Origin of the sequence: Pseudoclavibacter chungangensis, assembly GCF_013410545.1 — a bacterium.
GTDB lineage: Bacteria > Actinomycetota > Actinomycetes > Actinomycetales > Microbacteriaceae > Pseudoclavibacter > Pseudoclavibacter chungangensis.
Map to the genome: position 1 here is coordinate 3,887,737 of NZ_JACCFV010000001.1, position 19,007 is coordinate 3,906,743.

A 19,007-nucleotide genomic window follows, 5' to 3' on the forward strand; every position below is an offset into this window, starting at 1 on the left:
ATCACCCGGCGAGCCTCACCCCCACCGAATGTCCGAAGAGCCCGATATCTCCGCTCTCCTCTGAGGACTCACCATCATAGAGGGAATCCATCCCTCCGGGATCGGGGCAAGACGAAACTATTGAATACCAATTCAGATTCGGGTCTGAGGAACATGTGTACGTGGGTTCTGTTGATGTGTCCCGGGCGCCCGGCGACTGATGTGCCACCGGCTCGCAGTGACCGACGTGGTCCTGACGCGCAGTGAATGACGCGACCGGGGCGCGAAGCGATCGCCTGCTCCTCGTGCCCGCAACTCGTGCGGGATCGTGGCACGGACGCGCCGCGGAACCCACTCCCGAACGCAGCGCCGTCGTTTCCCGGCGGACTCGACCGGCCGGCCCGTGTCCCCTCACGTGTCGATTCGAGCTGTTCGCGTCGATCACCTGACGGAGCGAATCCATGTCGACCGGACGAGGTTCGCGGTCACCCTCCGACGACGAGTTCCGGTGCCTGGCGGGGGACGTGCAGGTCCCAATAGAGTTCGGCGAGCTGCGCCGGCGTCTTGAACGGGTAGCCCGGTGCGGGAGGCGCGTCGCCGATTCCGACACCGATCGCGACGTGCGCGACATAGACATCGGTTTCGGCGAGTTGCCTGTTGAGGTTCATTGCCCAATTGCGCGTCGCGGCCTGGGCCGTGTTGAGCGCTCCGAACATCGGGACGGGATCGATCGACCCGGTGCCCGCGGTGAGCAGCACGGTACCTGTTCCCCGCTCCCGCATAGCCGGCAGCACGGCCTGGACGGCGGTCACGGCTCCGAACAGCATGGTCTCGACGATCGGGCGGAGATTCTCCACCGTGACATCGAGTGGATACGTCATGGATCGGGCCGTACCGATGTGGGGTGAGAACTCGAGGACGTCGATGAACCCGAAGCGCTCCCGGACGTCGTCGAGTGCTGCCGAGACGGCGTAGGGGTCACCCGCGTCGGCGACGAAGCCTGCGGCGTCGATGTCCTCCGCGGCGAGCTGCGCGACCAGGGCGTCGAGGCGATCCTCGTTTCGAGAGATCAGCGCGGCGCTGTGGCCGGCGCGGCCGAATCTGCGGGCGAGAGCGAGCCCGAGGCCAGGACCTGCTCCGATGATGGCGATGGTGGGCATGGTGGTATCTCCTCCGGCGGTTCGATGGATGCGTGTGCGGCGGACGACGTCAGCGCACCGCGAAGCCGAGCGCGGCGGACGCGGCGGCGATGACGAGCAGAACGACGGGCACCGTGAAGCGTTCGTGGCGTCGCACGTGCAGGACGATCGCGCCGATCATGGTGAGGGCGAGCCCGATCGCGGCGAGCGGCGTGAGGATGGGGGCGATGCCGGTTGCCAGCGGCGCGATGAGCCCCACCGCGCCCGCGACCTCGACGGCACCGACGGCCTTGACGGTGCCCGGGGAGGCGTCCGCGGTCCAGGCCAAGCCGGAGGATGCGAGCGCCTCCCGTGAACGGGCGAGTTTCATGACCCCGGCGGCGAGGAAGATGAGGGCGAGGATCGCATTGACGATCCAGAGAGCGATGATCACGGTGCTTCTTTCGAACAGGGAGCCGGCGACGAGCGGGGCCCCGACGAGTCGGTTACTGTTTGTAACAGGCAACATCATGTGTGACTTCGATCGGCCGTACAAAAGGCACATCGATGTGCCCGGGTCACCATGCGCCCGGGGCACCATGCGCCCGGGACACCATGCGCCCGGGACAGACACTGGGAGGGACGATGTCCGAGACGGTCGACGTCGACGCGACGGTCTTCGCGTCACTGGAGGGCCAGGAAGCGGACTGTCTGGAAACCGACACCGGTCGCGCCGTGCGCGAGCTGCTGGATCGGGTGGGGGACAAGTGGTCCCTTTTGATCATCGGCATGCTTCGCTCGGGCGAGCTGAGGTTCAGCGAGTTGCTTCGTCGCGTACCAGGCATTTCGCAGCGGATGCTGACGCTGAAACTGCGCAGTCTCGAGCGTGACGGCCTCGTCTCACGAACCGTCCATGCTGAGGTGCCACCACGAGTCGAGTACGCGCTCACCGAGTTGGGCCGAACCCTGATCGAGCCCGCTCTCGGACTGGCGCTGTGGGCGGTACGACATCAATCGGCGATCACCGCGGCGCGTGAAGCGTTCGACGCGGAGCGTCGGGCGCTCGACGGCGATCGCTGAGCCGTCGTCGCGGTCCGGGGGCCGGTGCGTGGCGGCCGCGGACCGTGCCGGCCCAGCACGAGAACGAGGCGACGCGCCGAACCGACGACGTCAACGACTGAGAGTCAACGCCTGAGGAAGCTGGCCGAAGGGACGAGCCCTCTCGTGGCACGAGGTCTGTCGAAGAACCCGACGGCGTCCTGTGAGCAGCATGTCGTGTCCCGTCTAGTTGTGTCTCGTCTAGTCGTGTCTCGTCTAGTTGTGTCTTGTCCCGACCAGCCCGGCGCGGGGCCGTGCGCAAAAAGCCGGGTTGTTGCTACCGGGCCCCGGGCCCGGTAGCAACAACCCGGCTTTTTCGTGCTGCGGGGCGTCGTGACGGGACCTGCCCCCCGCGGCCGCGGTCGCGGTCGCGGCCGCGGTCGCGGTCGCGGCCGCGTGTGCTACCGCGCCGGTGCGCTCGGCAGTTCGTTGATCGCGCGGATCAGCTCGTGCAGGCGGCCCACGTGGTGTGCGTCGAGGTGGAGGACGAGGCGCGGCAGCTCGAGCTCGTCGCCGTCGTGCACCTCGGCGCGCAGCGGCTCCGTCCGCCGGATGCCGTGAGAGCCGGCGAGGTCGGCGAAGCGTTCGTTGAGCCCCGCGATCTCCTCGTCGCTCGGGGTGTTCTTCAGCCGCAGCACGAGGCGGTCGCCGACCCAGCGCAGCGAGTCGTAGTTGCGCCAGAAGCCCGTGATCTCGGCAGCCGCGGCATCCTCCGAGTCCGTGATGAGCACCCGATCGAGGTCACCGGGCGAGATGACGCCCGACGGGACGAGCTGCTCGTCCGCGAACCGCTTCAGGCCCGCCCAGAACGTGCCGCCCGGTCGGTCGAGCAGCACGATCGGCACGGGGACCGACTTGCCCGTCTGCTGCAGCGTCAGGAGTTCGAACAGCTCGTCGAGCGTGCCGAACCCGCCGGGCACGCAGACGAACCCGTGCGACTCCTTCACGAGCATGAGCTTGCGGGTGAAGAAGTACTTCATCGTCACGAGGTTCACGTCGTGGTCGAGCACCGCGTTGGGTTGCTCGAACGGCAGCCGGATCGAGATGCCGATCGAGTGTTCCGGCCCGGCGCCCTCGGCGGCGGCGCGCATGATGCCGGGCCCGGCGCCCGTCACGACGAGCCAGCCGTTGCGCGCGAGAGCCGCCGACACATTGCTCGTGATGCGGTACAGCTCGTCGTCCTCCTTCGTGCGCGCCGAGCCGAACACCGTCACCTTCGGGAGTCCGCGATAGCGGGCGAACAGCCGGAACGCGGAGCGCATCTCCTCGAGCGCGGTCGACGCGATCTTGAGGTCGAGGCGTCCGGTGCCGTCGAGCCCGAGACCCAGGCCGGTGGCGAGGATGCGTTCGATGAGCCGTCGGTCGGTCGTGATACCCGCGTCGTCCACGAGGCGGCGAAGGTCGGTGATGATCTCCGGCGAGACGTCGGCGTCGTGCGACTCGCTCGGGATGGACTGCTCGGTCATGCCGACAGCGTGCCATGCCCGGGCGAACGATCCCTCAGGAGCCGACGGCGGCCACCCACTCGTCGACCGGGCGCCGGGTTCTCGCCGCGGAGTATCGGTTCCCGTCCCGGTGTGCCCGCATCCCGTCGCGGTGTGCTCGGGGCCCGCCGCGGTGTGCCAGGTCCCCGTCGCGGTGTGCCCGGGTCCCGTCGCGGTGCGCCAGGCCCCCAACGTGGGGCCGCGCGGTTCCGACGCCAGGCTCCCGCCGCCGGGCCGCGCGGCTCCGCCGCCCGACTCCTCGTTCCCCTCGGACGGGCGGACGCCCTGGTCCCGTCAGCTGAACGCCTCGATCAGCCCCGAGACGACCATGTACAGGCCCGCGAGCGTCGCGACGACGAGGAAGAGGTTGCGCGCGTTCTGTGGGCGGTCCCTCGTGACGTTCGGCTTCGAGGGCTCGGACGCCGCCGCCCGTGCCGGGCGGCCCGCCGACCTCGTGGCCTCCAGCCTCGCCTTCCCGGTCGTGACCGTTCGGGCCGCCGAGCGGGTGGCTCGCGGTGCGGCGGCAGTCGCGGTCGCAGCGTCCGCCGGTGACGCCCCGCGCTGTCCGCCGGCGCGCGATGCGGACGGCTGCACGCACACGCGTTCGCCCCGACGGACGAGCCGATCGTGCCCGACGGTCGCGGCGAGGTCGATGGACGCACGCAGATCGTCGACGAGGCGCTGCAGCGGGGCGGCGGGGTCCCACGCGATCCGGATCCGAGGTGTCGAGCCGTGCCTCTCCGTCCACACGTCGGCCCGAACGAGACCCGGCTGCGCCGAGCCGGTCGCGTCGACCGCGTCACCGCCTACCGTGCCGCTCCCGTTATCGGGCGTCCCAGCAGCCGACTCGCGGTGACCGTCGAACGCCGTCCACGTCGCTGCGCCGTCGTGCTCCGAGCGGGCGGAGGAGAGGTAGCCGCCGAGCGGATCATGCGCGCGTTCGTCTGCGGACCGGGGTCGGTCGTGTTCGTCACGATCGTCGTGGTGCATGCCTCCAGGGTCCCACGGAGCGGTTCGTCTGTGCTCGTGGCGAACGCTCGCGATCCTCGACGAACGCCCCGGTGTCGGGGCGCACGATCGTGCCCGGGGCGGACAACGCGCGTTCAGGCCGAACGAGGCCGATGCCGGGCGAACGATCGTGCCCGGGGTCAACGACTCCGCCGTGTGAGGTGCGAGGGGGCGCGCAGCGGGTCGGATGGACCGGTGTGCGAGCACACCGGTGTCGACCGCGTGAAGCTGCGCGCCCCCTCGCGGAACCGACGTCCCCCCGGTACGTCGGTTCCATCAGCGTATTGGCTGGGGTACACGCGTGGAAGGTTGTCCTCAGGTGCCGGGACCGCCTGCCGGGACGTCCGGGCGGTGCCCGATCGGGCGGGTGTTCGAGCCGAGGACGGTGCTGCCGGCCCGGTCATCCTGGGCCCGAATGTGCCTACGAGCAGCGCTTTCTTATCGGCGAGGAGACGCGTCGAAGGCGGTGGAGTCGTCCGTGTCCGCTCGTGTCCGCGCGCCGAGAACCAGCCGAACGCTCGGACGGGGACGGGGAGGGGTACCCGTCCCCATGGGAGCTTCGTCCGGACCGCGGGGTCGGCTCTCGGAGCGCGCCGGGATGACGGCGAGCGGGATCGGACGGCGCCCGATATCGAGAGCCTCCACGGGACGAACCACCCCGCGATGTGTGTCCACCACGAGGGCGTGAGATCAGGCGAGCGTCGTGCGCTCGGGATCGACGCGACGGTAGCTCGATCCGTCCGACGTTCGCTCGAGGACGCCGAGGTCGGCGGCGTGCCGTCGCACGAACGCGACATCGGTGACGAACATGCCGAGCCGCGCGTTGAGGATCGGTTCGCTGAGTCGGTCCCGGGGATCGACGCATCGATCGACGACGGCGCGCACGGTCGCATCGACCTCGGCGCGCGGCAGCGAACCGATCGCGATGCGCTCACCGTCGAGCACCGCGAGGGGCCCGGTCGCGGCCGCGAGCACCGGGAGCAGCTCGGTGACGAACGACTCGCGCAATCGGGCCGTGTCGCCGTCGGTCGCCACGAACCCGATCCCCTCGAGCGCACGCAGCCCGGGCAGTTCACGGGCGTCGACCGGGCCCGCGAGTACGAGTGCGATCGAGGCCCTGAGGCGTGGGTCGCGCAGCATCGCCAGGAGCGCGCGCAACTCACGGAGTCCCGTGGCGTGGTCGGTCATGTCGGCTCCTCACCTCCGCCCGCCGATGCTCGGTGCGTCGGGTCGCGTCGGCGATCGATCCTCCCATCCGGACCATGGACATCCGGGCCATGGGGCAGCTCACGAACCACGTGGTCGCTCGCCAACCACGGACTCCTCGCGAACGAGGGGCGCCTCGCGAACCATGAGCTCCTCGCGAACGACGCGCTCCTCGTGAACCAGGGACCGCGCCGGTGAACGGAGCGCGGGACGGAGCGGACGTGCACACGTGCCTGTCGGTGGGTGGGTGCAGAATCGCTTCATGCCCGAACTGCCCGAGGTCGCCGCGCTCGTGGCCGATCTGCGCGAGCGGCTCGTCGGGCGCACGATCGCGCGCGTCGACGTGCTCGTCGTCTCGGCGCTCAAGACCTTCGACCCGCCCGTCACCGCCCTCGCGGGCCGCACCATCACCGATGTCACGCGGCATGGCAAGTGGCTCGACCTCGCGACCGACGACGGGCTCCACCTCCTCGTGCACCTCGCGCGAGCCGGGTGGTTGCGGTGGCGCAGCGCGGCACCGAAGCCCACGAAACCCGGGCGAGGGCCGCTCGCCGCGCGGCTCGTGCTCGACGACGGCTCCGGCTTCGACCTCACCGAGGCGGGCACGGCGAAGCGCCTCGCGATCCACCTCGTGCACGATCCCGACGAGATCGACGCCGTCCGCACCCTCGGCCTCGACCCCATGAGCGACGCGTTCACCGCCGAGGCGTTCGACCGCATCCTCGACGCGGCCGGCCGTGCACGCATCAAGGGCGTGCTGCGCGATCAGCGCCGCATCGCGGGCATCGGGAACGCCTACTCCGACGAGATCCTCCACGCCGCACGCATGTCGCCGTACAAGCCGGCCGACATGCCGGCGGCCGATCGTGAACGGCTCTACGCGGCCGTGCGCACGACGCTCGCCGAGGCCGTGGAACGCGCCTCGGGGAGGCCCGCGAGCGAGCTCAAGTCCGAGAAGCGCGAGGCGCTCCGCGTGCACGGCCGCGCCGGGAGCCCGTGCCCCGTGTGCGGCGACACGATCCGCCACGTCGAGTTCGTCGACTCGACCTTCGAATACTGTCCGACCTGTCAGACGGGTGGCCGCGTCCTCGCCGATCGCGTGCGATCCCGGCTCGTGAAATGACCGACGAGGAGCGCCCCGTGCGGACGAACGGCTGGACCACGACCTCGACGCGGGAGATCTACGCGAACCCCTGGATCCGCGTGCGCGAGGACGCCGTCGTGCGCCCCGACGGCGGAACCGGCATCTACGGCGTCGTCGAGGTCAGGCACCCGTCGGTGTTCGTCGTCGCGATCGACGAGTACGAGCGGGTCGTGCTGATCGACCTCTACCGCTTCACGACGGCGAGCTGGTCGACCGAGGTGCCCGCAGGCAGCACGGACGGCGAAGAGCCGCTCGTCGCCGCGAAGCGCGAGCTCGCGGAGGAGACGGGGCTCGTCGCCGACTCGTGGGACCACATCGGCGACATGACGTCGCTCAACGGCATCAGCAACGCCCCGGAGCACGTGTTCCTCGCCCGGGGATTGCGCGCCGCACCCGACGACGGCACGGCGAGCCGGGCGGAAGAGGGCATCGCCGACGTCCGACGCGTGCCGTGGCGCGAGGTGCAGCAACTCCTCGCGACGGGGCGGATCACCGACGCCGAGACGATCGCCGCCCTCATGTTCGCGACGATCGCCACGGGGCGGTTCGCGGATCAGGGCCCCGCCGGTCTCACACCGGCGGGGCCCTGAGCGATTCGGTCCGACTCGGTCCGACTCGGTCCCACTCGGTCCGACTCAGCCCGATTCGGCGCGCGCGAGATACGACGCGATCGGGAGGTCGCCCGCGTCGAAGCGCAGCGTGCGTCCGATCGTCCTCGGGTCGTCCACGGCGGCCGCGACGACCGCCGCGACGTCGGCACGGGGCACGCTGCCGCGCGCACCCGCGGGCTCGACGAGGCCCGTGCCGGGCTCGTCCGTGAGGGTGCTCGGCGCGATGATCGTCGCATCGAGGCCGCTGTCGCGCAGCACCGCGTCGGCGATCGCCTTCGACTGCGCGTAGGCGAAGAAGTCGCTCGACTGCGGAACGCCGTGCGCGATGCGCGAACCCGACCACGACACCATGAGGTAGCGGCTGGGCCCCACGTTCTGCGCGGCCTGGATCGAGTGGACGGCCGCGTCGCGATCGATCGCGTACGTCCGAGCCGGGTCACCGCCACCGGCGCCCGCCGACCACACGATCGCGTCCTGTTCGGCATAGAGCGCCGCGAAGCCGTCGATGTCGAGGATCTGGATGTCGGCGACGACCGGCGTCGCGCCGAGCGCCTCGATCTCGTCCCGCTGTGCGGGATCGCGGATGACGGATGTCACCCGGTGGCCCGCCTCGACGAGGAGCGGGGTGAACAGGCGGGCCACCTTGCCGTGGCCCCCGAGAACGATGATGCTGCTCATGTCGTGCGCGTCCTACCTCTCGATTCGATCCGTCCGTCCGTGGCGTCCGCCCCGGGACGGCCCACACTGTACGACCCGCGGATGCGTCCCGCGTGGGGGCGCGGCCGCGAGGCCGACGTCAGAACTCCTCGTGCGTGTCCGGGTCCTGGTCCCAGAGTCGCCCGCGCTCGAGCGACGAGAGCGTGTCGATCTCGGCGTCGCTCAGCTCGAAACCGAACACGTCGAGGTTCGCGCGCTGCCGCTCGACCGAGCGCGACTTCGGGATCGGCACCGAACCGATCTGCACGTGCCAGCGCAGGATCGCCTGTGCCGGCGTGACGCCGTGCGCGTTCGCGACCGCGAGCACGCGCTCGTCCTCGAGCAGCTCGCCGCGCCCGAGCGGGCTCCACGCCTGCGTCACGATGCCGTGCTCGGCGTGGAACGCGCGAAGCTCCGCCTGCGGGAAGTAGGGATGCAGCTCGACCTGGTTGACGGCCGGCACGACGCCGGTCGCGTCGATGATGCGCTCGAGGTGCTCGGGCGTGAAGTTCGAGACGCCGATCGAACGCACGAGGCCCTCGCGCTGCAGATCGACGAGTGCCCGCCAGGTGTCCACGTACTTGCCCACCTTGGGGAGCGGCCAATGGATGAGGAACAGGTCGATCGTGTCGAGGCCGAGGTTCGCGTTCGAGCGTTCGAAGCTCTCGCGTGCCTCGTCGTAGCCGTGGAATCGGCCGGGCACCTTGCTCGTGACGACGATCTGGTCGCGGGGCACGTCCGATTCACGCACGCCGCGCCCGACGGCCTCCTCGTTCTCGTACCGCAGCGCCGTGTCGAGCAGGCGGTAACCGAGCTCGAGCGCGACCCTGGTGGGCTCGGCCGAGTCCTCGCCGTCGTGCGGGTACGTGCCGAATCCGATGCTCGGCAGCTCGGTGCCGTCGTTGAGCGTGAGGGTCGGTGCCGTCGTCATGTTGGTCCTCTCGGGGGCATTCGTTCGGTCTGGGGGCCGGCACGATCCTGGCAGCCGCGCACGAACATCGGCTGTCCGGTGCCGCCGTGTGGCCTCGTGTGACGCCGGCGGTCGGTGTCAGTCGGCGGGCTCGGGGTCCGGGCGGTCGATGAGGATCGCCGCCGGGATCGCGAGGAACGCCGTGCAGGTGAGGAAGACGAGCCCGGGCAGCCAGGAGTCGGTCGCCGCGTTCAGGACGCCGAGCAGCAGCGGACCCGAGGCGGCGACGAGGTAGCCGACGCCCTGCATGAACCCGCTGAGCGACGCCGCCTCCTCGGCCGAGGCGGAGCGCATGCCGACGAGCGTGAGGCCGAGCGAGAACAGCAACTGGACGAGCCCGAACGTGCACACCGCGACCGGCACGAGCTCGACCGGGCCGAACACGAGCAGCGGGTACCCGACGAGCAGCGACGCGATCGCGAGGAACGCCGCGGGGCGGACGAATCCGCGACGCGTGGCGACGAGCGGCGTGAGCAGCCCGAGCGGGATCCCGAGTGCCGCGAACAGGCTCAACTGCAGGCTCGCGCTCGTGGGGTCGAGGCCCTTGAGCTCGACGAGGATCTGCGGGAGCCACGCGTAGACGGCGTACGAGTTGAGCGACGACAGCGTGAACAGGCCCGTGATCGCCCACGCGGTGCGGCTCCGCCACGGCGCGCGTCCGACGCGGTGACCGCGTCGGATGCGGCGCGGTCGCGAGCGGCTCGGCAACAGGCCGAGCCACGGCAGCACCGCGACGAGCGCGAGCGCCGCCCACACCCCGAGCGAGATGCGCCAGCCGGGGCCGTCCGCGAGCGGCACCGCGATGAGGGGCGGCAGGAATGCCGACACCGCGAGGAGGGTCACGTAGACGGCCGAGATGAGGCCGACGTGGTCCGGGAAGCGGTCCTTCACGATCGCCGGGAGGAGCACGTTCGCGACCCCCATCGCGAACAGCGCGACCGCCGTGCCGACGATGATCGCCCACGAGGCCGGGGCCGCGGCGCGCAGTACCGAGCCGGCCGTGATGAGGACGAGCCCCAGGAGGATCGTCGTCTCGAGGGAGAGGTACCGGGCGATGAGCGGCGCCAGGACACCCGCGAGCGCGAAGCACAGCGGCGGGAGCATCCCGATCACACCGACGAGCACGCTCGGCAGGTCGAGCTCGGTCCGGATGTGCGTCACGACGGGCGAGAGGCTCGACACCGCCGTGCGCAGATTGAGGGCGAGGAGCGTGAGGGCGGCGATCGAGAGCGCGACCGTCCACGGCGAGAGCCGGTGGGTGCGCAGCGAGATGTCGATCGGGCCGGTCGCCAGCGGGTCGAGGATCGGAACCGGCCTCGTGCCGTCGTTCTTCCTCACCGGGGCCGACCTCCTGTCGAGTGGGCATGCTGTCCACATTCGCGAACGTCCACTGTACTGGCCGCGATCGACGCGGTTGCGGCGCGCGACGGACCGAGGGGACGACCGGGCGTGACCGTGCGGGCTCAGAACTGCGCGACCCAGGCGATGAGTGCGACGAAGGCCCCAGTGATGATGACCCAGCTCACGAGCGTGATCACCCGCTCCGAGGCCCGGGTGCGTCGACCGTCGGCACTGTACGCGACGGCGCGACGCGCCGCGGCCTCGGCGGCAGCACGTGTGGCCTCGGTCTCCGGAGTCTGCTCGATCGGCGGCGGGAGCTCGGCCGGCGGCGTGCCGGGCACCTGCTTCCGCCGCCGCGGGCCGCGGGACGGTTCCGCGGACGGTGACCGCGGCGCGCTCGCGGGACGGACGTTCGTCGATCGCGGTGCCGAGTCGGCGGCCGTCGGCTCGGCGGGCATCGGCTCGGCGGCCGTCGGCTCGGCGCGGGCCGGGGGCCGCGAGGCCGCCCGCGGTCGGACCGATTCCGACGGATCGGTGATCGGGGTCTTCGGGGTGTCGAGCCACCAGGAGTCGGATGATCGCTCGGCGTGCTCGGCGTGCTCGGCGTGCTCGGCGTGCTCGGCGTGCTCGGCGTGCTCGGCGTGCTCGGCGTGCTCGGACTGCTCGGCGTGCTGGGGCCGCTCGCCGTGTCCGTTCGCGGAGTAGCCGGGCACGTCCACAGGGACGTCCCGCGGCGGATCGGGGGTCGTCCACGGCGGTGTATCGACGTGCGCCGGTGGATCCGCGAGGTGGGGCGTGTGCGTCACGCCGACGCGCGGCTGCGGCCCGGTCGGCCCGGTCGTGTGCTCGGCCGCGGACGCACCCCAGGGCCAGACGGGCGCGTCGAACGACGGTGTCACCGGTGTCACCGGTGGGTCGATCACGAAGCCCAGCGGGCTGCCCGCGTGACCGTCGTCCGGTGCGGCGCGGGATGCGTCCGTCGCCGGTGCGGGCAGCGCCGACGGGTGCGCGGCCGGAGGCGGCGTGAACATCGGGGGGAGTGGGGCGAAGCCGGCCTGGGATACGCCCGGAGCCGGAGCCGGAGCCGGAGCCGGAGCCGGAGCCGGAGCCGGACCCGGAGCGGGAGCGGGAGCCGGGGGTCGAGCAGAGGACGCGGACGGGTCTCCGTCCGCGTCCGGGACCGCAGCGGGTCGGGCGTCGGCGCCGGCATCCGACCGGACACTGTCGCCGGAATCCGGGCGGCCCTCGGCTCCAGCATGTCGGCGAGTCCCGGCATCGACATCCCGCCGGGCACCGCCCCCGACATCCACTCGGACATCCTCCGCGGCACCGAGGTCGGCACGCGGGCCCGGGACGGGCGGGATGCGTCGAGCGAGCGTGCCCCGACGCACCGGCCGCGGCGTGGCGGCGTCCGTCGCCGCTGCGGTCCGCGCGTCAGGATGCGAGGCCGCTGAAGGGCTCGATTCTGCTTCGCCCGATTCTGCTTCGCCCGATTCGGCCGGGACCGCGCCGGATTCGACCTCCGGCACCGACTCGTGCGTCGAGGCGTGCTCGTCCTCGTCGGGCACGGGAAGCGTGTCGAACCATCGCGGCGCGGCGGTCGGTCGCAACGGGTCGAGTGGCCGACGCGGATCGAGCGGCCCGCGGGGGTTGCTCGCCGTCGGGGGGACGGACTCGTGCTCGTCGTCGGTCGTGGCGGCCACGCTCACGGGTGCGGTCGCGTCGGGCGCAGGCCGGGGCGCCACCGACCCGGCGGTCGCGGGACCGAGCATCACGGCGCGGTCGTCCTCGGCGGCATCCGCGAGGGTCCATCGGTACGTGTCGGATGTCGGTGCGTCGGCGATCGGCGCCGCGGCGGTCGGCCCGCTCGCGATCGGGGCGTCGGCGCCGCTTCGGATCCTCGGCGACGGGTCGGCGGGCTCGTGACGCCGGTGCTCCTCGCGCGGCAGATTCCAGACGCGCGGTCCGGGGGTTCGCATTGCCGCGTCGCTACGTGGGTGCACTGCGTGCGCGTCGTCGGACGGTCGCCCGGCCGTCGCAGCGCCGTCCCCGTCCCCGGCGTCCGCGTCCGTGTTCCTCGACGCGGGCGAATCCGATCCCGCCACAATGCCCCCTCGCGCCGCCCCCGCGGCGAGTCCCACCGGTACGTCTCCGGTTCCGCGAACGAGGGTTGCACACTTCACTCCACTCGCGTTCGATCCGTTCCGGGAGGTTGCCCGAGACGACGCCCAACGGTGGGACACGCGGCGGGTGGGGCATCGGGACTCACGCGCATGCGCTGGCACGAGCCGGCGGCGTTGCCGGACAGGCGTTCGTCCGCACGCGGCCACGCACTGCGGCGTGGACCGGGGGACGCACGCAACGGGCCGCGCAGCACCCCCGCGGGTGCTGCCCCCTCTGCGACATGGATGGCGTCGAGCGTTGCGTCGGCTATCGGATCGCCGCGGTGTCCCAGTACTCGTTGACCTCGCTGATGAGGCCGTCTCGAACGGCGACGATGCTCACGATCGGGCTCGAGATCGGACCGCGTGGGGTCGGGAACGAGCCCGTGGCGTGGACAACGGCACCGGTCGGTGTCTCGAGCTCGGTGCGGATGTCCGAGATTCGTATCCCGGAGCCCTGAACGCGCGCGAGGTGCTCGGTGACCGCCTGTCGTCCGTGCACGGTCTCCGTGACGCCGATCGTGGGGCCGTAGGGGAACGACCACTGGACGTCCTCGTGGAGCACCGCGCCGATGGTGGCCGTGTTGAAACGGTCGAGCATCTCGGGGAGGCGGTGTGCGGTGACCAGGCCCTCCAGATCGGTGCCCGTCAACAGGCGGGGGAACGCCGCGCCACCCGGGTCCAGGATCGAGGACCTCGCGAGCGGCCCCGCGAACACCGGTACGTAGCCCGTGTCGTCGATCAACCGCTCGATGCGATGGCGCTCCGCACCGGCGTCCGTGGCGTAGGCGACCGCCCACACGCCCGGGGTCCTGCGTGCCCGGGAGGCCAGCAATTCGTCCTGAATGTGCGAGAACGCACGGACGATCGTCGCTCCCGGGAACAGGCTCGCGAGCCATTGTCCTTCGGTGACCCCCGGTTCGAGCGCTGACGCCGCCCTCCCGCCGATGAGCGCCACGGCATTCATCGTGTCGAGCACGAGGGTGCCGTCCAGATGGGGGGCCAGGCGCTTCGCGACGTCGGCGGCTCCCCCGTGGCGCACCGCGAGCACGACGGTGTCGTGCCGTGCCGCATCCTCGAACGTGCCGACCCGGACGGTGTCGGGAACCGTCACGACCGATGCCGATGCCGCCGAGCGAGCGCCGAGAGTGACCTCGTACCCCGCATGTGCCCACAGCGTCGCGAGTCCCTGACTGATCGGCCCCGACCCGACGATCCCCACCGATCCAGCGGATGTCATGTTCGCCCGTCTCCTCGCGGTTATCATTCGTAACCAACAGCATCCACGGTAATTTTCACGACTCGAACGAGCAAGAAGGCACTTCCGTGACCGATGCGCACTCCGGCATAACCACCGACGAGTCGGCTCGGGGCTCCGCGTGCGATGGCGAACCGACCAGGCCGGTCTCTGGCATCCGCGACATCCTCGACCGCATCGGTGACACCTGGTCGGTGCTGGTCGCCATCGAGCTCCGGCTGCACGGTCCACGCCGTTTCGGGCAGCTCCGGCGTTCCGTCGACGGCATCTCGCAACGAATGCTCACGGTCACCCTTCGTCGACTGCAACGCGACGGGTTGATCGATCGCACCGTCCTCGACACGTCGCCGCCGCAGGTGGAGTACTCGCTCACCAGGGTCGGGCACTCACTGACCGGCGTCCTCAAGGAACTCGTCGACTGGGCTGCCGCCAATCGCGCGGACATCGACGCGGCGCGTCGGTCGTGGGATCAGGCGACGACCGAACGTCGCGCGACAGGCGACGAGCCGGGTGTGCGCACGCGCGCGTGACCACGCGTGCCCCTCGTCCGTCCTGCGGAGGATCCCGTGGGCGCCGGCGGAGGGGCTATTGTTGGACTGAGTTGAATATCAATCGGTGATCGTTCGGACACGGTCTCGATGCGTCACACCGGACCGGACCGGACTGTGCCGTGGCCCGGGTGAGCGCCGGCATCGCGAGCATCGACGTTCCGACGCGTCTCGCGGATGGCGCGCGGCCCGGACGGCGGTCATCGAGAAGGAGTGAGCATGCCCGAAGCGTTCGGAGTCACCTTCGTCGGCGGTCTGCAGACCACGCGCGCGGATCCCGCGGGCGGCGCACGGACGCTCTTCGACCCCGCCGCGACGGTCACGAGTGCGCAGGTGCTCGAGGCCATCGGTTTCGACCAGGCGATCCTCGTCTACTCCTCGTACTCGCTCGATCCGTTCGCGATCGCCGCGACCGTCGCGTCCCACACGGAACGCCTCGGCCTCGTCATCGCGCTGCGCCCCAATACGGCCGCACCGACCGCGGCCGCGAAGTCCTACGCGACGATCGACCAGTTGAGCGCCGGGCGCACGCAGGTGCACCTCATCGCGGGCGGCAACGAGAGCGACCAGTGGCGTGACGGCGACTTCATCGACAAGGACGCTCGTTACCGGCGCATGGGGGAGTACATCGACATCCTGCGCCGCGCGTGGTCGTCCGAGACGTCCTTCGATCACGACGGCGAGTTCTATCGCATCGTCGACTACACGCCGAAGGTCAAGCCGTTCGCCGGTGTGCCGCTGCCGATCTCGCTCGGCGGCTCCTCGGAGGCCGCGTACCGTGTGGGTGCCGAGCGGGCCGACGTCTTCGCCCTCTGGGGTGAGCCGCTCGCGGACACGCGGGGACAGCTCGACCGGGTGCGTGCACTCGCCACCGAGGCGGGCACCGCTGGCCCCGAGGCGTACATGATCAGTTTCAAGCCCGTCATCGCGCCGAGCGACGAGCTCGCGTGGGCGAAGGCGGACGCGCTCCTCGAACGCCTCACCGCGCACCGGGCCCGTGCGCGGCCACGGGGTGAGATCGCCCGCCACGTGGGCCTCCCGGGTGCGGAGGCGTCGAAGCGGATCCTGCGCATCGCCGAACGTGGCGCGGTGCACGACACCGCGCTCTGGACCGAGCCGGCGCAGGCGACGGGCGCGATCGGCTCCTCCGCCGCGCTCGTCGGCGGCTATGACACCGTCGCGAGCGCCGTCGCGGCGTACGCCGATCTCGGCATCCGCCGGTTCTCGTTCTCCGCGTACGGCGGGCTCGACGACTACATCGAGATGGGCACGCAACTGTTGCCGCGGATTCGCGCGCTCCTCGACGGGCACGGCGCATGAGCTACCGCGAGCCGTACACCGGGCTCGACGAACGCGATCTCGACGCGCGAAGGGCGATCTTCGACGATCCAGCGCACGCGGCGGTTCGGCGCACGGGCGGCATCCGGCTCGGGTTCCTCACGTTCGTCGGTGGCGAGGCGCAGTCGATCGGTGACGCGCACCGCTCGATCATCCGGTTGTTCCACGAGGCCGAACAGCTCGGCTACAGCGCGGGCATGCTGCGCACGCGGCACTTCCAGCCCTACCTGTCCGGCCCCGTCTCGGTGCTCGCCGCGGCCTCGCAGCACACGAGCACGATGCACCTCGGCACGGCCGTCATCTCGTTCCACAGCCAGGAGCCGATCCGGCTGCTCGAAGAACTCCAGACCCTCGACCTCGTCTCCGGCGAACGGCTCGAGATCGGCATCGCCACCGGGCCCGTCGACCGGCGGATCGCCTCGGGTTGGGAGCGTCGCTACCCCGACCGCGCGAGCATCGACGCCGGTTTCGAGGAGTTCCTCCGGCTCCTCGACGGTGGTGCGCTCGAGGCCGCACCGGATCGCATGCTGCCCGGCGTCGCGTCGGACGAACCGGTCATCGTCCACCCGAGGAGTCCCGGGCTGCGCGAGCGCATCTGGCTCGGGGCGGGGAGTGACGCGAGCGTCGACCGTGCGGCACGACTCGGCCTCAAACTGCAGTTGTCGAACCTCGTCGCCGAGCCCCGGGCGCTCGATCTGCCCGTCGAGATCGCGCAGTACCGGCAGATCGAGCGCTACCTGTCGGCGGTCGCGGGCGGGCGGCGCACGCCACCCGAGACGAGCATCAGTCGCACGGTGCTGCCGCTCACGGGCTCGCGCATCGACGCGAAGACGCGCGAGAACATCGCCGAGTGGGAGAGCTTCCTTCGTCCCGATGCGCCGGGCGAACCGCAGCACGCGTTCAAACTCCGGAGTCGGGTCGCCCACAACGCGATCGGTGACCCGGCGCACGTCGTCGAGTTCCTCCGCACCGATCTCGCGCTCGCGGCGGCCGATGTCGTGCTCGTCCACCTGCCGTCGAACTACCTGCTCGACGAGCAGGTGGCGTTCCTCGCGACGGTCCGGGATCTCGTCGACGAGGCGATCGGCGTCGCGTTCCCCGCCACAGTGTCGGATCGAGCCGCGGAACATGTTTCATGAACTGCGTACAAGAAAGCGTGAATCGGACTAGGCTCGTCGATCGGCACGGACCGTCCGTCGCGCGGTGACGCGGGACGCACGGCCGGACACCGACCAGGGGCGCGCCGGGGAGAACCCCCGTGCGGGCCCAGACGACATGAGGAGCAGCAGTGACCAGAAGCCGGTCCACGGCGTCGGACGCGACGTCCGCCACGAGCACCGACCACCCCGGCGGCCCGAACCGACGCACCCGGCGCCGTGGCCTCGCGGTGGTCGCCACCGCGCTCGCGATCGCGCTCGGCGCGAGCGCCTGCACGTCGACCGGGGCCGACGGCGCAGGCTCGGGCGAGCCGGTCGACGGCGGCACGCTCTCGTTCGCCATCGCGAGCGACCTCGAGGGACTGCTCGACCCGCACTCGAGCCAGTTCGATGCCACGTCGACCGCGCTGCGGAACGTCTTCGACTCGCTCGTCGCGGTCACGCCCGACGGCGAGGTGCACCCGTGGCTCGCGAGCTCGTGGACGATCTCCGAGGACGGGCTCGAGTACGTCTTCCAGCTGCGTGACGACGTCACGTTCCATGACGGCGAGCCGTTCGACGCGGCGGCCGCGGTCGCGAACTTCGACCACATCTTCGCGCCCGAGACGGCGTCGGCGAAGATCGCGAGCGACCTCGGCGGTGACCGCTTCGCGGGCGCCGAGGCCACGGGCGACCACGAGCTGACCATCCGCCTGTCCGAGCCGTTCGCCCCGCTCCTTTCCGCACTCAGCACGACCTACGCGGGCATGTACTCACCCGCCGCGCTCGCGGGACACTCGCAGGACGAGTTACGTGCGGGCGGCGCGGGCATCACGGTCGGGAGCGGGCCCTTCTCGGTCGCCGACCTCCTCGTCGGGCAGGAACTCGCGCTCACGAAGAACCCCGACTACGCGTGGCCGAGCGACATCTCCGCGAACCCCGGCGCCGCGCACCTCGACGGCGTCACGATCCGGTTCATCCCCGAGGAGGCGGGCCGCGTCGGCGCCGTGCAGAGCGGCGAGACGCTCGTCGCGACCGACCTCACCCCGAAGGCCCTCGAGCAGATCGGGCGGGACGCCGTCACGACGCAGCTCACGACCGCGCCCGGCCTGCCCTGGTCGGCGATCCTCAACTGGGACCGCAACGCCCTCCACCCCGAGAGCGGCCCCGGCGTCTTCGCCGATGTGCGCGTCCGGCAGGCGTTCCAACTCGGCATCGACCTCGACGCCGCCGTGCAGGCCGCGTTCGGTGGTGGTCTCGAGCGGCCCTGGAGCATCCTCAGCCCCACCACGCCCAACGCGTACGACCCCGCCGTCGAGGGCACGTGGGCGCACGACCCGGCCCGCGCCGAAGCCCTCCTCGACGAGGCCGGCTGGACCGAGCGCGACGCCGAGGGGTACCGCGTGAAGGACGGGCAGCGGCTGCACATCGACTGGCTCAAGTGGATCGACGGCAACGAGGACAAGGTCGCGCTCGTCAACTTCCTCATCGAGGACCTCAAGCAGATCGGCATCGAACTCGTCTACGAGGAGACCGACGCCTACGCCGACCGTTGGCGCGTCGACGGCGTCAACGTCTACGACTGGGACATCACCGACTGGAGCTTCTCGTCGATCTCCGCCGACGGCGCCCTGCGTAGCCACCTCTCCACCGAGGGGTTCCAGAACGCGAGCCGCGTCGCGGACCCCGAGATCGACCGGCTCCTCGACGAGGCCGTCGCGACGACCGACCCCGCGGAGCAGGCCGCGATCTACGCGAAGATCCAGGAGTGGAACGTGCAGAACGTCGCGATCGTGCCGCTGTTCCCGCTCCAGACCGCGGTCGTCATGGCCCCGAGCGTGCAGGGGGTGCAGTTCGACAGCTTCGGACGCCCCGACTTCCAGGGCGCCTGGATCACCTCGGCATGACGT

At 71.1% G+C, this 19,007-nt stretch carries 17 protein-coding genes; 7 read left to right on the forward strand and 10 right to left on the reverse strand.

Going from position 1 to position 19,007, the window contains the following annotated elements; genetic code table 11:
• Positions 1 to 464: 464 nt before the first annotated feature.
• Both HNR16_RS17260 and HNR16_RS17265 read right to left on the reverse strand, forming a co-directional pair.
• Positions 465 to 1,139, reverse strand: coding sequence for an SDR family NAD(P)-dependent oxidoreductase (locus HNR16_RS17260; protein ID WP_158041706.1), 675 nt, complete (start codon positions 1,137 to 1,139; stop codon positions 465 to 467).
• 49 nt (positions 1,140 to 1,188) lie between these two features.
• On the reverse strand, positions 1,189 to 1,551 hold the full coding sequence (locus tag HNR16_RS17265) for a DoxX family protein (protein WP_158041707.1): 363 nt from the start codon (positions 1,549 to 1,551) through the stop codon (positions 1,189 to 1,191).
• A 191-nt stretch (positions 1,552 to 1,742) separates the two neighbouring features.
• Between HNR16_RS17265 and HNR16_RS17270 the strand changes: the two genes are divergently transcribed.
• Positions 1,743 to 2,177: a winged helix-turn-helix transcriptional regulator gene (locus HNR16_RS17270; RefSeq protein WP_158041708.1), complete on the forward strand. Its 435-nt coding sequence runs from the start codon at positions 1,743 to 1,745 to the stop codon at positions 2,175 to 2,177.
• A gap of 419 nt (positions 2,178 to 2,596) precedes the next feature.
• Here the strand turns inward: HNR16_RS17270 and HNR16_RS17275 are convergent, their stop codons facing one another.
• The 3 genes from HNR16_RS17275 to HNR16_RS17285 all read right to left on the reverse strand — a co-directional run bounded on the left by HNR16_RS17275 (position 2,597) and on the right by HNR16_RS17285 (position 5,875).
• A complete protein-coding gene (locus tag HNR16_RS17275; protein WP_158041709.1) occupies positions 2,597 to 3,661 on the reverse strand; it encodes an LOG family protein in 1,065 nt (354 codons plus the stop codon).
• Between the two features lie 312 nt (positions 3,662 to 3,973).
• Positions 3,974 to 4,669 (reverse strand): hypothetical protein, encoded by a 696-nt coding sequence (locus HNR16_RS17280; protein WP_158041710.1) that lies wholly within the window; start codon positions 4,667 to 4,669, stop codon positions 3,974 to 3,976.
• A 708-nt stretch (positions 4,670 to 5,377) separates the two neighbouring features.
• Positions 5,378 to 5,875, reverse strand: coding sequence for a DUF2087 domain-containing protein (locus tag HNR16_RS17285; RefSeq protein WP_158041711.1), 498 nt, complete (start codon positions 5,873 to 5,875; stop codon positions 5,378 to 5,380).
• Between the two features lie 280 nt (positions 5,876 to 6,155).
• On the opposite strand from HNR16_RS17285, the gene HNR16_RS17290 reads away from it, so the two are divergent.
• The gene (locus tag HNR16_RS17290; protein WP_158041712.1) at positions 6,156 to 7,016 is read left to right on the forward strand and encodes an Fpg/Nei family DNA glycosylase; all 861 of its coding nucleotides are present in this window, start codon (positions 6,156 to 6,158) and stop codon (positions 7,014 to 7,016) included.
• The gene (locus HNR16_RS17295) at positions 7,013 to 7,627 is read left to right on the forward strand and encodes an NUDIX domain-containing protein (protein WP_158041713.1); all 615 of its coding nucleotides are present in this window, start codon (positions 7,013 to 7,015) and stop codon (positions 7,625 to 7,627) included. Before HNR16_RS17290 ends, HNR16_RS17295 begins: the two co-directional genes overlap by 4 nt.
• A 45-nt stretch (positions 7,628 to 7,672) precedes the next feature.
• Here the strand turns inward: HNR16_RS17295 and HNR16_RS17300 are convergent, their stop codons facing one another.
• The 5 genes from HNR16_RS17300 to HNR16_RS17320 all read right to left on the reverse strand — a co-directional run bounded on the left by HNR16_RS17300 (position 7,673) and on the right by HNR16_RS17320 (position 14,057).
• A complete protein-coding gene (locus tag HNR16_RS17300; protein WP_158041714.1) occupies positions 7,673 to 8,326 on the reverse strand; it encodes an NAD(P)H-binding protein in 654 nt (217 codons plus the stop codon).
• Between the two features lie 118 nt (positions 8,327 to 8,444).
• Positions 8,445 to 9,275, reverse strand: coding sequence for an aldo/keto reductase (locus HNR16_RS17305; RefSeq protein ID WP_158041715.1), 831 nt, complete (start codon positions 9,273 to 9,275; stop codon positions 8,445 to 8,447).
• 117 nt (positions 9,276 to 9,392) lie between these two features.
• Positions 9,393 to 10,652 (reverse strand): MFS transporter, encoded by a 1,260-nt coding sequence (locus HNR16_RS17310; protein WP_179558334.1) that lies wholly within the window; start codon positions 10,650 to 10,652, stop codon positions 9,393 to 9,395.
• A gap of 125 nt (positions 10,653 to 10,777) precedes the next feature.
• Positions 10,778 to 11,686 (reverse strand): hypothetical protein, encoded by a 909-nt coding sequence (locus HNR16_RS17315; protein ID WP_158041717.1) that lies wholly within the window; start codon positions 11,684 to 11,686, stop codon positions 10,778 to 10,780.
• Positions 11,687 to 13,085: 1,399 nt separating this feature from the next.
• A complete protein-coding gene (locus HNR16_RS17320; protein WP_158041718.1) occupies positions 13,086 to 14,057 on the reverse strand; it encodes an NAD(P)-binding domain-containing protein in 972 nt (323 codons plus the stop codon).
• 86 nt (positions 14,058 to 14,143) lie between these two features.
• On the opposite strand from HNR16_RS17320, the gene HNR16_RS17325 reads away from it, so the two are divergent.
• From HNR16_RS17325 to HNR16_RS17340, 4 genes are all read left to right on the forward strand, one after another.
• On the forward strand, positions 14,144 to 14,605 hold the full coding sequence (locus HNR16_RS17325) for a winged helix-turn-helix transcriptional regulator (protein ID WP_225737963.1): 462 nt from the start codon (positions 14,144 to 14,146) through the stop codon (positions 14,603 to 14,605).
• A gap of 237 nt (positions 14,606 to 14,842) precedes the next feature.
• Positions 14,843 to 15,943 (forward strand): LLM class flavin-dependent oxidoreductase, encoded by a 1,101-nt coding sequence (locus tag HNR16_RS17330; RefSeq protein ID WP_179558335.1) that lies wholly within the window; start codon positions 14,843 to 14,845, stop codon positions 15,941 to 15,943.
• Positions 15,940 to 17,100, forward strand: coding sequence for an LLM class flavin-dependent oxidoreductase (locus HNR16_RS17335; RefSeq protein WP_158041721.1), 1,161 nt, complete (start codon positions 15,940 to 15,942; stop codon positions 17,098 to 17,100). Before HNR16_RS17330 ends, HNR16_RS17335 begins: the two co-directional genes overlap by 4 nt.
• 149 nt (positions 17,101 to 17,249) lie before the next feature.
• Positions 17,250 to 19,004, forward strand: a complete 1,755-nt coding sequence (locus tag HNR16_RS17340; protein WP_158041722.1) for an ABC transporter substrate-binding protein — start codon at positions 17,250 to 17,252, stop codon at positions 19,002 to 19,004.
• Positions 19,005 to 19,007 lie beyond the last annotated feature (3 nt).

Excerpts from the sequence above, each read along its gene's own strand:
- HNR16_RS17280 (WP_158041710.1), bottom strand. The coding sequence starts at position 4,669 with ATGCACCACGACGATCGTGACGAACACGACCGACCCCGGTCCGCAGAC.
- HNR16_RS17295 (WP_158041713.1), top strand. The coding sequence starts at position 7,013 with ATGACCGACGAGGAGCGCCCCGTGCGGACGAACGGCTGGACCACGACC.
- HNR16_RS17290 (WP_158041712.1), top strand. The coding sequence starts at position 6,156 with ATGCCCGAACTGCCCGAGGTCGCCGCGCTCGTGGCCGATCTGCGCGAG.
- HNR16_RS17305 (WP_158041715.1), bottom strand. The coding sequence starts at position 9,275 with ATGACGACGGCACCGACCCTCACGCTCAACGACGGCACCGAGCTGCCG.
- HNR16_RS17275 (WP_158041709.1), bottom strand. The coding sequence starts at position 3,661 with ATGACCGAGCAGTCCATCCCGAGCGAGTCGCACGACGCCGACGTCTCG.
- HNR16_RS17270 (WP_158041708.1), top strand. The coding sequence starts at position 1,743 with ATGTCCGAGACGGTCGACGTCGACGCGACGGTCTTCGCGTCACTGGAG.
- HNR16_RS17285 (WP_158041711.1), bottom strand. The coding sequence starts at position 5,875 with ATGACCGACCACGCCACGGGACTCCGTGAGTTGCGCGCGCTCCTGGCG.
- HNR16_RS17335 (WP_158041721.1), top strand. The coding sequence starts at position 15,940 with ATGAGCTACCGCGAGCCGTACACCGGGCTCGACGAACGCGATCTCGAC.
- HNR16_RS17315 (WP_158041717.1), bottom strand. The coding sequence starts at position 11,686 with ATGTTCACGCCGCCTCCGGCCGCGCACCCGTCGGCGCTGCCCGCACCG.
- HNR16_RS17320 (WP_158041718.1), bottom strand. The coding sequence starts at position 14,057 with ATGACATCCGCTGGATCGGTGGGGATCGTCGGGTCGGGGCCGATCAGT.
- HNR16_RS17260 (WP_158041706.1), bottom strand. The coding sequence starts at position 1,139 with ATGCCCACCATCGCCATCATCGGAGCAGGTCCTGGCCTCGGGCTCGCT.
- HNR16_RS17330 (WP_179558335.1), top strand. The coding sequence starts at position 14,843 with ATGCCCGAAGCGTTCGGAGTCACCTTCGTCGGCGGTCTGCAGACCACG.
- HNR16_RS17300 (WP_158041714.1), bottom strand. The coding sequence starts at position 8,326 with ATGAGCAGCATCATCGTTCTCGGGGGCCACGGCAAGGTGGCCCGCCTG.